Source organism: Bradyrhizobium sp. LB11.1, from assembly GCF_040549385.1.
Classification (GTDB): domain Bacteria; phylum Pseudomonadota; class Alphaproteobacteria; order Rhizobiales; family Xanthobacteraceae; genus Bradyrhizobium.
On sequence record NZ_JBEPTH010000040.1, the window covers coordinates 1 to 11,740 of the forward strand.

Sequence of the window (11,740 nt, forward strand, 5' to 3'; positions counted from 1 at the left end):
CTACCCGCATCTACCGACCTTAAGGCTAGCCTTAAAGCCACATGCTTCCTCGGAAGCCGGTCACCGAACAAGACGGTCTCCGCCGGAGGGATACGTCTCAACTCCACGGTTATCCTCTGCTCAGATCAGCAAAGATGTCAGAGGTCGTTGCTTCGAAATCCGTCTCTGGGACGGCCGGCTAGACAAATGCCTTTCCCTCGCCTGATGAGGTAATTAAGACTAGCGACTGGCTTGCGCGCAAACCGTTCGTTCGACTTGAGGCAATACCGTTTGCGGCCGCCAATGTACTGCATGATCTCGCAATCGCCGACGATGACACCAGAGCTGCGGCATCTGCCAGCTGGCTAAACAACCTCGGGGCGAAACCGGAGGATTTGGCCTAACGCAAAATTCCATAAGGCGTCAATCGTGGGCCTGACCTTCACACGGGAAGCTCTCAAGCGTAGTCCACAGCTCAAGATATTTCTGACCACGGGATATACTCGACCGCTCCCGGTAGGACCGTCCAAAATAGCACGCACCCGGAGCGCCAATTCGTGTCTCCGCAAAGGTTTGCTGAGCACTTCAAACTCATAGATCGTTGCCCTCAGCAAGATAGAACGGCGAAGTATCGCGCAGCCGTACCATCTCGCGGTAGCGGCTGATCAGCTTGATGCAAGCTCTTCGATCGGTAGCGGAAGCGGATCTTGCCACTCGCGCACGAACGGCCAGTCGGCGAACTGATCGGCCTGGCGGGCATGGGCGACCTTCGCCCTCACCACCAGCAACGGGTCGCGACGAAGCATTGACACGATCCCGATGCGCCATCAGCTTCGCGGTGTCGCCCACCACCCCTCGTTCAAACCGTCGCTCATTACCCAGGCCGGCCTTAGTGCCCGCATCCAGCGGGCGTCATTCGAACCTGTTAGAAATATAAACAGCCGGACTGTAACACGGAATAGCGCCGAGCAGGCCCCGACGGCGATGGTTACTTCCTCAATTCATAGGTCCCGTCCAGCCACCCCTGTAGCAATTCCTCGACCACCGCCGACACACTCGTCTTTTCCCGGATAGCCCTGATCTTGGCTTCCTCGATCGTCGGAGGGCATAACCATCCCCATCGCTCATCAGAAGCACGGTCTCGGTCGCGCCTTCATGCAAAACGCTGCCGATCTCCGTGTCTCGATCGGAATCGACAGGATACATTTGGCGGCGGATAATGTTGGTCGCTACGCTTGGATAAGGTGTGGCTTCCTGCCGAACAACGTAGCTGGGATACCCTCGGGCGTTCGATGATGCCGAAGCTGATCGACCTGGAGGGAAACTTGCCTTCCGAGCGCTTCGTCGCAATCATGACCATGCATCGAAGACCAACAAGTGCGCGTCTGGTCGCCGGCCTGCCGGACCTCGTTCAGACGCAGATTCCCACGGAGCAGGGACGCATGCTCGTGACCCTGGGTCGCGTGTTGTTTCTTGATAGCGGCGCGATTTGGCAGGGAGATCTGGACCTAAGAGCGAGGATTCGATGCTCTGCTGAGAGGAAAATAGCCGATGGACGTTAAGTCCTTTAGTACCAAATGGGGAGCGTTCGCAGACGACTCGAACTCGCCGCTGGCGGACATGGGAAACGAATCTGCTTGGGACCGAAGGTATAAGCGGGAATCGGAGGAATTTCGCCGACGACAACGCGCAAAGATCGTCGCATCCACTCCGCATTTGACGGAAGAACGTTTCCGATGTGGCTACCTCACCCTCGAACGCGCGGTGAACGGAAGTGGGGGGAAGGGTTTAGCCTGCGCCGGAAGTCAAAGGTGAGCAGCCTTTCTAGGTCGGGGATGCAGTCCCGAACGTAACCTGCCCTAGGAATCCGTCCCCGGCGGGGACGGACTTGCCCGGCGTCGGCCTGGTTAGGAAGCCGATGAGCAGGAACCAGAGTAGTCGTTGGAAATCAGGTCGGTTTTCTGGGCAAAGCGGACTCCGGGGTTGGCCGGGCCGCAATCGCCCTGTAGCGATTGCCCCCCAGCTGACATCCGGTCGCCGTTGCAATCCCCGCGGCCTCTGCCGTTTTCGCATAGCGCGGGCCGACTCTGCCCACTTAGGATCGGACTGCTGACGGACATCAAGTCAAGCGCCAGTCCCATTCGACCTTGCAGTTCTCCGTGGACCGCTCGATTCTGGACTCGGGGCAAAGCGTAGCTAATTTTGCGAAGGGAAGTAGCTAGAGCAGATTCTGATCAGATACGATCATAACCGGCAGCGGCGAAGAAGTTCAGGCACTCTTGGGCAGTGGAGGCGGCCAAGGCGAGGGCGATAGCATTGTCCAAAGCCTCGATTGATCGGGCGGCGGCCTTTCGAAGGGCGGCTTTGAGCTTTGCGAAGGCCATTTCGATCGGATTGAGGTCGGGTGAATAAGGCGCAGTCATGCCGGTCGCTCTCAGCGCGCCGACGAAGGTCGTCGTCTTCCAATGACCATGCGGGAGTGCTGCAACACAGCGCTGGCCGTATGGCGAACGGCCATAGCGCCGGGCCATTTTGGTCGAAGCTCCTGTCTCGTCGATGAACACTAAGCGATGGATGCCGATCTCAGGCTGAGATGCCTTCCATGCCGCGCGTTCAGCGGCCACGTCCGGCCGATCCTGCTCGCTGGCGTGTGACGTTTTTTTTGAACGTGATGTTGCGGCGATCGAAGAATCGCCAGACCACACTCGGCACGAAACGCTCGCCATGGGCTTTGAGGAGATGGTCAGCGATCTCGGCCAGCGTCATGTCAGGTGTAGTCTTGACCAGGGCGAGGATCTCCGCAGCATGACCTTCGATCCGAGCTGAACGCCGGTCTCCGCCCTGCGCTCCCGCCTCATAGGCGCCGGTGCTTCGCCACTCGCTAACCAGCTCGATCGCTGTCGATGGCGCTACGCCGAACCGGCCGGCGGCGCCCCGACAGCTCATGCCTTCATCTTCCACGGCCCGAATAATGCGAAGGCGAAGGTCCGGCGAAAGCGGTTTAGCCATGGGGGCTGGCCTCCATCACCAGCCCTCAGGATGAATCACGATTTGCCTCGTAAGGGAATCCCTTTCGATTCCGCCAGGTCGGAAAACGCTCTAGTCTCGTGGGGGATATTTCCGGATAACGGACGAGTCCAATCAGTCGCAAGGGAGCAATCATGTCCAGGCGCACACTGGTTCTTGGTGGCGGCCCCGCCGGGGTCGCCGCCGCTCGCACCGCCGCCCGTATGGGTGCCCAGGCCGTACTCATTGACTCTGGTCGACTCGGTGGGGTCAGCACCAACAGCGGTGTGCTGCCCGCCCGCGTCCTCGCCCACACCGCGCGCCTTAAGCGCGAAAGCGGCCAACTCGGCGTCTATGGTCTGCGCGCGACCGAAGCCGAGTTGGATTGGCCCGCGGCGCTGCGCCGCCTCTTCAATGTCGTGGAAGCCCTCCACGCTCGCAAGGAAATTGCCGAAGAAGCTCGCAAGCTCGGGGTTGATATCCACGAAAACGTCGGCGAGACACGCTTCATGTCGCCCACCACCATCGGACTTGCCAACGGAACAACCGTGGAAGGCGATGCGGCGATCGTCTGTGTCGGCGGCCGTTCGCGGAGTATTCGTCTGCCCGGCGCGGAGCTCGCTATCATTCCGAACGACATCTGGCGAATGAAAGCCATGCCCCGCAGCATAGCGATCGTCGGCACAGGTCACACCGGCTGTCAGATCGCCTCCATCCTCGCCCATTTCGGCACCGAAGTGCACATGATCGACCTCAAGGCGCGCATCATGCCGCAAGAGGACGAGCTACTGTCGGTCGTCATGGTAAAGGAATTCGCGGCCCGCGGCATCCGCATCCGGTCCGGTATCGACAGCATCGACGGCCTGAGCACGGGCATGAGTGGCGGCACGGTGCTGCATTACAAGGAAGCCGGCGAAAGCCGCAGTATCAAAACTGATGCAATTTTACTATGTGTGGGCTGGATCGGAAACGCCGACAGGATCGGCTTGGAGGAACTTGGCGTCGAGATCGCTCGCTCCTACATCAAAGTTGACAAGTATCTGCGCACGAACGTTCCCAAACTGTATGCTGCCGGGGACGTAACCGGACAGATGATGCTAGTTTCCGGCGCGACGCATGAAGGCCACGTCGCTGCGGTCAACGCTGTGACCGACGCCGGGACTAAGAACACGCGCATACATTGGTTCCTACCGGCAGCTTCACAGATCCGGAATACGGTGCGATCGGGTTGCGTGAACAGCAATGCTGCGACGCCGGAACCGATTATGAAACCTCTGTCATGTGGTGCGAGGATCTGACTCGCGCGATCATTGACGACCGCACAGCTGGCTTCTGCAAAATGATCGCGGACCGCAGGACACACAAGTTTCTGGGCGCGCATATCGTCGGCGAACGCGCCGTAGAAACTGTGCAGCTGATGGCCACGATCATGGCCGGGGGACTGACGGTGGAGCACGTAGCTGACCTAGAACTCGCGTTCCCGACCTATTCGGCGATCATCCTTATGGCAGCGCGGGACCTAAAATACAAACTCGATCCGGAGTATGCGGCACTCTACCAATCGGGCATGGCCGGAAGCCCCGCCAGCAAGGCGCTGTCCTGACCTGTTGCGGCCATCCGACGCGGTTGCCCCGGCGCGCAAGATTCCGCGGGGCTTCACCACCCAAATAGGCGCCTGTCGCCGTAACCGAAGTCGCCGAAGACGTAAAGATAATGTTCGGCTTCCTGCCGCCTGACGGTGTCACGGCCGGGGTCTGCGCCCACGCGACCTGTGCTGGACCGTTCGCTGCAATCGCATCTCAGGCTGTGCTGGCGTCAAGCTGCGATCACTGCTGTTCATTTGCCGAAACCGCATAGCCGGCAGGATCGAGTGAATTCATTATGGACCGCATTGAGACCGTGGTGCGTGACTTCTCATGGTCATCAGTCGCAAGTTGCGCAGCGACGAGACTTACCGGCTGCACCCTTAACGATTGGGAGCGCACGCGGAATGTTGACATTTCGAACCTCACTCACCTTCGCGGTGATGGCTTTTATCGTCGCTCTTGCTGTTTTGCTGATCGCCATTCAGGTCCGGGCGCTTCGTTGGGCAACGAAGGAAGCTGCGTCCGCTTATATGGACGCAACCAGCTCGAAGGCCTTGGGACGTCTTCAGACGGAGATCACCGCGATAGCTTCGTTGGCGCATGTACTGGCGACCAGTTCCAGCGTAGCCGATTCAAACGAGAGAACCGAGACGGGCCCGGCGATCCCACTTTTCAAGGCCGCACTGCAGGAACTGCCCCAAATGGACAGTATCTATGCCGGTTTCGAAAATGGCGCCTGGCTGCAGGTGCGGCGCATTGGCGACCTCAACGATGAACAACGCGAGAGGCTTCGTGCGACGCCTGGGGCCACCGTTGCAATCAATTTGATCCGCCCTGCGCAGAATGGCGAACTTCCAATGCGACGAATCTTTGAAGATCGGCAAGGCAACGAAGTCGGACAGCTTGATCTATGGAAATTCGGATACGACGCGCGCAAGCGGCCCTGGTACCGCGACACGATGAAAGCCGACCGTCCGCTGGTCTCGTCGCCGTACCTTGCGTTTAGCATCGGTGCACCCGTGATCACGATTAGCGCGCCCTTGCGAGGGAAAGTGCCCGGTGTCCTTGCCGCGGATCTCAAGCTCGACGCCTTCAGCGATTTCGTCCAGGCGCAACGGCCCGGGGAGCACGGTATCGTGCTGATTTTCGACTCAATGGGTTCGCTCATAGCCCATCCCGACTTCGCGCAGTTCGTTGTCGATGCGATGACACATCCGTCCCAACGACAATTGCCAAACGTCAAGGAGATCAACACCGGCGTCGTGGCGGCAGCCTTACGAACATCGCGCGGTCGCGACCGCTATGAAGGAAGCGTCCGCGACGACCAGGGGCGGGATTATCTGTTCAGGATGGCAAAATTCAGTGTGGGCGAGCAGTACAACGCCAACATCTTGCTGCTCGCGGCCCAGGATGACTTTGCTCAAAATGTCCGGAGCCTGCAGTTTACCGGACTGTTGCTCGCAACTATCGTCGGCGCCGCCTTCGTTCCCGTCGTTTGGATATTTAGCAGCAGAATGTCGCGATCCCTGAAAAACATAACGGCTCAGGCGGTCAAGCTTCAGACGCTGGCTGCGCCCGACCCCTCGCCAGTCGCATCGCGCATTAAGGAAATTCACGAGCTCGGCGACGCCATGGAGCTCGCGCAGCGCGCCATATGGTCGTTCGCGCACTTCATCCCCAAGGAAATCGTCCGGGGGATCATCGACAATTCCATCTCCACCGAGCTTGGCGGGGTCCGAGCGGAGATTACCGTCGTTTTCACCGACGTTCGGGATTTCACGGCGATCGCCGAGTCCGCCGATCCGGACGACCTCATGCACCAGATGTCACGCTATTTCTCCGTGCTTACAGAAGCGTTCCTCGCCGAAGGCGGAACGGTCGACAAATTCATTGGTGATGCGGTGATGGTGTTCTGGAACGCACCCAATCCGCAGCCTGACCACGTTGAGCGGGCCTGTCGGGCCGCCCTTGCGGGCAGAGCGGCGTGTGACAAACTCAACTCTCATTTTGAAGCTGAAGATCTAAAACCATTCTTCACGCGGTTTGGCATTCACGTCGGGGATGCCGTCGTCGGCAATCTTGGCTCGATGGAGCGCATGAACTACACAGCCCTGGGCAATACGGTGAATCTGGCGGCACGCCTCGAAGGCCTGAACAAGCAGTTTGGGACCAATATCCTTGTGAGCGAAGGCGTCTATTTGCGGGCTCAACATTGTTTCCAGTTCAGAGCTTTGGAGTCGGTCCTGGCCAAGGGCATGACCAAGGAAACACGCGTTTTCGAGCTCGTCGGGGCATCGACATGAAGTCAGCTTCGGTCCTGCGAGTTGTCGTTCTTGGATTGCTCGTCTTGCGGTTCCTGCTCGTCGGTCCGGCGGTTCGCGCAGACGAAGCCACTATCAAAATCGGCATTTTGCATTCTCTGTCCGGCACCATGGCAATCAGCGAGTCAGTACTTAAAGACACGGTTCTGATGCTGATAGCCGACCAGAACAGGAAAGGTGGGCTGCTCGGACGGAAATTGGAACCGGTCGTCATTGATCCGGCGTCCGATTGGGATGCCTTTGCCAAAAAAGCTCGGGAATTGCTCACGAAGGAAAAGGTCGCAGTCGTGTTCGGCTGCTGGACTTCCGCCTCCCGCAAATCCGTTCTGCCAATCTTCGAGCAGTTGAACGGCCTGCTCTTCTACCCCGTGCAATACGAGGGCGAAGAGAGCTCGCGCAACATCTTCTACACGGGAGCCACGCCCAATCAGCAGGCAATTCCGGCGGTTCGATATCTGATGAGCAAGGAAGGAGGCGAAGTTCGCCGGTGGGTTCTACTCGGCACCGACTACGTCTATCCGCGCACGACAAACCGGATCTTGAGCGCGTATTTGACCGCCGAGGGCGTATCGCCAGACGATATTACGACGATTTATACGCCGTTCGGCTACTCCGAGTGGCGAGGAATCGTCGAGCGGATCAAAGCCATCGGCTCGGAGGGAAAAAAGACCGCGGTCATATCAACCATCAACGGAGATGCAAACACCTATTTCTATAAGGAGCTCGCAGACCAACAGGTAGACGCCAAGGCAATTCCAGTCATGGCCTTCTCGATCGGCGAGCGAGAATTGCTCGGTGCTGACAATTTCCCCGTCGGGCATCTGGCTGCCTGGAATTATTTCCGGTCTATCCAGTCACCAGAGAACGAAGCTTTCGTGAAAATGTGGGCGGATTTCAAGGAGCAACGAGACAAAACTACGAATGATCCGATGGAAGCCACCTTCATTGGCTTCAGGATGTGGGCGCAAGCCGTTGTCCAAGCGGGTACCACCGACGTCGATGCGGTTCGCCAGGCCATGTATGGTCAGAGAATCAAGGCGCCGAGCGGCTTCGAGGTCGTGATGAACACTAATCATCATCTTTCCAAGCCGGTCGTGATAGGCAAAATAAATTCTTCCGGGGCATTTGACATCATTTGGCAGTCACTCAACCCAGTGCGCGCGGACGCCTGGAGCAGGTACCTTCCCGAAAGCGCCAAGCGTACGGCTGATTGGACCTTTCCCTGGGTCTGCGGGGGGTGCACCGAGCCGACATTCAAGGAATGGTGAGGGCTCTCGGCGTTTTCGGGCTACCGGACATCAAGCCACAACGATCACGATATTCAGAGGTAGAATTTATGGATGTCTACCGACGACTCGACACCCAGTTTGACGAAGTGTTTCGCGAGCCAGTCGCCCGCACATTTTCGCCCCTGGTCGCGAAGAAAAATGAGAAAGTCCCAATCGGCGTTGTACTTGCTTGTGGGACTAAGTGCACCCATGAATTCGTCGTCGGCGATGCTGTGGATCAGCACATGTTTCAGCCCTTCACCGACGAGGCGTTTCTGCGTGGCAAGATTGGTGACGAAACTGACCGCCCGCATCTCCCGCATCAGCGACGAATTGAAGCTGATTTCGTTGATGCGGTTCAAAATATCGACAGCGGTGCGCGGCACCTCATTACGAAACAGCGGATTGATATGAACGATGACAATGTCGGTGCTCTTGCAGTCGTAGATCAGCGGGAAGAGTGCCGGGTTTCCCATATAGCCACCGTCCCAATAAGCTTCGCCGTCGATCTCGACCGCCTGAAACATCGTGGGAAGACATGCCGAAGCCATCACGGCAGAGATTGAAATTTCCTTTCCGGCGAAGACCTTCACCTTGCCAGTTCGAACGTTCGTCGCAGAGAGGAAGAGCTTGACCGGGCAGTCCGGGCGCCCCAACACGTCAAAATCGATCGATTGCTCGACCACTTCACGAAGCGGGTTATAGTCTGAAGGGTTGAACTCATATGGCGATAGAACGCGTGTCACGAACCCCATAAGGGAGAAAACAGGCGACCAGGTCAGCTTGTGATCCCCCAGCATTTGGTCGATAAAACTTGGCTGCAACGGCCCGGACCTGGCCGCATCGCTGACCCGCTTCCAATAGTCGGTAAGCGCTTTGCGTGCCCCTTCGCGACCGCCGATCGCAAGCCCATAGGCAAAGACCGCCGCATTCATCGCACCGGCGCTGGTCGCACTGAGCCCCTCGAAGGCGAGGCCTTTCTCGTCCAGGAGTCGGTCGAGTACACCCCAGGTAAACGCACCGTGCGCTCCGCCCCCTTGGAGAGCCAGATTGACGGTCCTGGAGAATGCCGGTTCGTGACCGGCTCTCCCAGTTGCCTCGGGCGTTTCCGCCGACTTCCGCTCTGAAGTAGCCATTGCCGAACCGCAACCCTGGTCGCCCGCATGCACAAGGCATTCAATAACAACGATAGGAATATTCGCAGGTGCAGTCCCCACATGTCCACTGGGAGAACCTACCGCAGGGTCTTTCCTCGGGCTATGCAAAAACGGCAAACGGCGGCCGCTTGGTATCAGAACGCCGCACTTCCGAATCGGGCCGACTTCGTTGAAAAAGGCGGCGGTTGAGACTCAGAGGTAGCAGTGATTCAGTCTGTCTAGTTGGCAGGACTGATGATCATGATGGGGCATCGGCAAGTCGAACAGGCTGCGTTGTTCTATGAGTTCTCGCTCGAAAGGCATATCCCCGCAGACCACCTGCTCCAGTCGATCGACAGATTTGTCGACCTTGAGCAGATCAGGCAGGATCTAGCCCCCTTCTACAGCAGTATCGGTCGGCCTTCGATCGATCCCGAGCTGATGATCCGGATGCTCCTGATTGGCTACTGCTTTGGGATTCGATCAGAGCGGCGCCTTTGCGACGAGGTCCATCTCAATTTAGCCTACCGATGGTTCTGCCGGCTCGGTCTGGATGGAGCGGTGCCGGATCACTCGACATTCTCCAAGAACAGTGATGGTCGCTTCCGGCAGAGTGATCTGTTCCGTCGCGTGCTCGAGAGCGTCTTGCGCCGCTGCATCAGGGAGCGGCTGGTTGGCGGTGAAGGCTTCGCAGTTGATGCGAGCCTGATCAAGGCCGACGCCAACCGGCAGAATGGGATCGAAGGCGAAAGGGGCCTTCCCCGGGAGCCGCGGGCCGAGCGATCGATGAGTATCTGGCCGTCCTGGATGATGCTGCTTTCGGAGCAGCGACCGAAGTCACGCCGAAGTTCGTGTCACCCTCGGACCCAGCGGCGCGCTGGACAGGGGCGCACGGCGGTCAAGCCTTCTTCGCTTACTCGACAAACTACCTAGTCGACATCGAGAACGCGATCATCGTCGATGTCGAGGCGACGACGGCCATCCGGCAGGCGGAGGTGCTGGCAGCCAAGCGCATGATTGAGCGTTCGCTGGAACGGTTCGATCTCTATCCGAGCCGGCTCCTCGGCGACAGCGGCTATGGCTCGGCTGAGATGCTGGCCTGGCTGGTCTACGAGCACGGCATCGAACCGCACGTGACCGTCTTCGACAAGTCGGCCCGCACAGACGGAATATTCTCGCGCGATGACTTCAGTTATGATCACGCCGAGGACGTCTATCACTGCCCCGGCGGCAAGTTCCGACTACGACCGGAACGCTCGTGAACGATGGCGCTACCATTCTTTACCTGGCCAGCAAGCGCGATTGTGATCGCTGCGCATTGAAGTCCCGGTGCCGTCCCAAGCAGGCCTCACGAAGGGTGCCCCGCTCGATCTACGAGGGCGCTCGCGACATGGCCCGCCAGATCGCAAGCTCGTGGGAGGGGCGCACCTCGCGTCGGCTTCGCAAGAAGATCGAGATGCTGTTCGCGCACCTCAAGCGTATTCTCAAGCTCGACCGTTTACGCTTACGAGGTCCAAACGGCGCGCGCGACGAGTTCACTCTCGCGGCCACCGCCCAGAACCTTCGCAAGATGGCCAAGCTGATCCCGATGCAAACCACCAGGCCCGCATATAAAGACTGATACAGCCGTTCGCTCGCATCCACGCTGGCGCTTATACATCGGATTGCTGCAGCCTTTTTCAACAGAATCGGCCCGGAGCGGAAGTCCAGTCTACGACACCATGCAGACGCTACAGCTATCTTTACACGGGCTCGCAAAATGTTGTCGCGGTCCGCCGGGCCGCTTGGCTCGTCAACCTCGCCGCGGACTTCACATCGGGCAGCGAACGTACAACATTTCCACCGGCACCGGCTCCTTGGAGCTGAGTGTGATCGTATTCTCTCCGGTGATTTTCACGTCGAATGCTACGTCTGAAACCGCGACACCGTCCGAGCACGCCGCGATTACTTTCAAATTCGACCCGTCATCGCGGAACGATTTGACGGTGCATTTCTGAAATGTGCCGGTTATTTGCCTTCCCTGGACGATTAAACCGCCCGCGTGGAGATCAGCATCTCCCGTGAACGCAAGTTTGTTATTCTTCTTGGTAAAGACCTTGGCGCAGGCGTCGGCGTCGTCCGTCCATGCTCCGCTCAAATCCGCAGCCTGGGTCGAGGCCGATTGCGCAACGAGAAGTACTAACAGCACCAACGGATTAAAAGTTCTCATGAAACTCTCCAATTAATGGTCAATAGGCTTTGTCGCTAAGCGGGTCTCTTCGGCGCGGACGAGCATAGCACCCCGACGTGGCCTTTCGTATCGCTTTTGAGCAACATCCGGGTGCGACCAGTAAGCGGACCTTTCGCGGATCTAACAGTCTGCTGAAAAACCTTGAAATGGAGAATTTTCATATTTCCGCCGATCGTTTTTGGAGCGGCGCGGTAGAGTTGGATGTAATTTCTAG

8 protein-coding genes and 2 pseudogenes are annotated in these 11,740 nt (G+C 58.3%); 6 read left to right on the forward strand and 4 right to left on the reverse strand.

All coding sequences use genetic code 11. The features are described from left to right. Positions 1 to 644 precede the first annotated feature (644 nt). Positions 645 to 785, reverse strand: coding sequence for a hypothetical protein (locus ABIA96_RS36120; RefSeq protein ID WP_354141657.1), 141 nt, complete (start codon positions 783 to 785; stop codon positions 645 to 647). 489 nt (positions 786 to 1,274) lie between these two features. On the opposite strand from ABIA96_RS36120, the gene ABIA96_RS36125 reads away from it, so the two are divergent. Then, positions 1,275 to 1,541 (forward strand): hypothetical protein, encoded by a 267-nt coding sequence (locus ABIA96_RS36125; protein ID WP_354141658.1) that lies wholly within the window; start codon positions 1,275 to 1,277, stop codon positions 1,539 to 1,541. Between the two features lie 672 nt (positions 1,542 to 2,213). On the opposite strand, the pseudogene ABIA96_RS36130 reads toward ABIA96_RS36125, so the two are convergent. After that, positions 2,214 to 2,988 (reverse strand): annotated as a pseudogene (locus ABIA96_RS36130) (helix-turn-helix domain-containing protein). A 152-nt stretch (positions 2,989 to 3,140) separates the two neighbouring features. Here ABIA96_RS36130 and ABIA96_RS36135 point away from each other — a divergent pair. The 4 genes from ABIA96_RS36135 to urtA all read left to right on the forward strand — a co-directional run bounded on the left by ABIA96_RS36135 (position 3,141) and on the right by urtA (position 8,160). Then, positions 3,141 to 4,283 carry an FAD-dependent oxidoreductase gene (locus ABIA96_RS36135; RefSeq protein WP_354141659.1) on the forward strand — a complete coding sequence of 381 codons (1,143 nt, stop codon included), beginning with the start codon at positions 3,141 to 3,143 and terminating at the stop codon, positions 4,281 to 4,283. Further along, entirely contained in the window at positions 4,214 to 4,588 is a 375-nt protein-coding gene (locus ABIA96_RS36140; RefSeq protein WP_354141660.1) for an oxidoreductase dimerization domain-containing protein, read from the forward strand. Before ABIA96_RS36135 ends, ABIA96_RS36140 begins: the two co-directional genes overlap by 70 nt. Positions 4,589 to 4,975: 387 nt before the next feature. Further along, the gene (locus ABIA96_RS36145; protein WP_354141661.1) at positions 4,976 to 6,874 is read left to right on the forward strand and encodes an adenylate/guanylate cyclase domain-containing protein; all 1,899 of its coding nucleotides are present in this window, start codon (positions 4,976 to 4,978) and stop codon (positions 6,872 to 6,874) included. Continuing rightward, positions 6,871 to 8,160 (forward strand): urea ABC transporter substrate-binding protein, encoded by a 1,290-nt coding sequence (urtA, locus tag ABIA96_RS36150; protein ID WP_354141662.1) that lies wholly within the window; start codon positions 6,871 to 6,873, stop codon positions 8,158 to 8,160. The genes ABIA96_RS36145 and urtA overlap by 4 nt, the downstream gene beginning before the upstream one ends. Positions 8,161 to 8,213: 53 nt before the next feature. Here the strand turns inward: urtA and ABIA96_RS36155 are convergent, their stop codons facing one another. Beyond that, a complete protein-coding gene (locus ABIA96_RS36155; RefSeq protein WP_354141663.1) occupies positions 8,214 to 9,296 on the reverse strand; it encodes a patatin-like phospholipase family protein in 1,083 nt (360 codons plus the stop codon). Between the two features lie 261 nt (positions 9,297 to 9,557). Between ABIA96_RS36155 and ABIA96_RS36160 the strand changes: the two are divergent. Continuing rightward, a pseudogene (locus ABIA96_RS36160) lies at positions 9,558 to 10,917 on the forward strand (transposase). A 189-nt stretch (positions 10,918 to 11,106) separates the two neighbouring features. Here the strand turns inward: ABIA96_RS36160 and ABIA96_RS36165 are convergent. Further along, positions 11,107 to 11,505, reverse strand: coding sequence for a hypothetical protein (locus ABIA96_RS36165; protein WP_354141664.1), 399 nt, complete (start codon positions 11,503 to 11,505; stop codon positions 11,107 to 11,109). Positions 11,506 to 11,740: the final 235 nt, after the last annotated feature.

Excerpts from the sequence above, each read along its gene's own strand:
- ABIA96_RS36155 (WP_354141663.1), bottom strand. The coding sequence starts at position 9,296 with ATGGCTACTTCAGAGCGGAAGTCGGCGGAAACGCCCGAGGCAACTGGG.
- ABIA96_RS36165 (WP_354141664.1), bottom strand. The coding sequence starts at position 11,505 with ATGAGAACTTTTAATCCGTTGGTGCTGTTAGTACTTCTCGTTGCGCAA.
- urtA (WP_354141662.1), top strand. The coding sequence starts at position 6,871 with ATGAAGTCAGCTTCGGTCCTGCGAGTTGTCGTTCTTGGATTGCTCGTC.
- ABIA96_RS36125 (WP_354141658.1), top strand. The coding sequence starts at position 1,275 with ATGCCGAAGCTGATCGACCTGGAGGGAAACTTGCCTTCCGAGCGCTTC.
- ABIA96_RS36145 (WP_354141661.1), top strand. The coding sequence starts at position 4,976 with ATGTTGACATTTCGAACCTCACTCACCTTCGCGGTGATGGCTTTTATC.
- ABIA96_RS36120 (WP_354141657.1), bottom strand. The coding sequence starts at position 785 with ATGCTTCGTCGCGACCCGTTGCTGGTGGTGAGGGCGAAGGTCGCCCAT.
- ABIA96_RS36135 (WP_354141659.1), top strand. The coding sequence starts at position 3,141 with ATGTCCAGGCGCACACTGGTTCTTGGTGGCGGCCCCGCCGGGGTCGCC.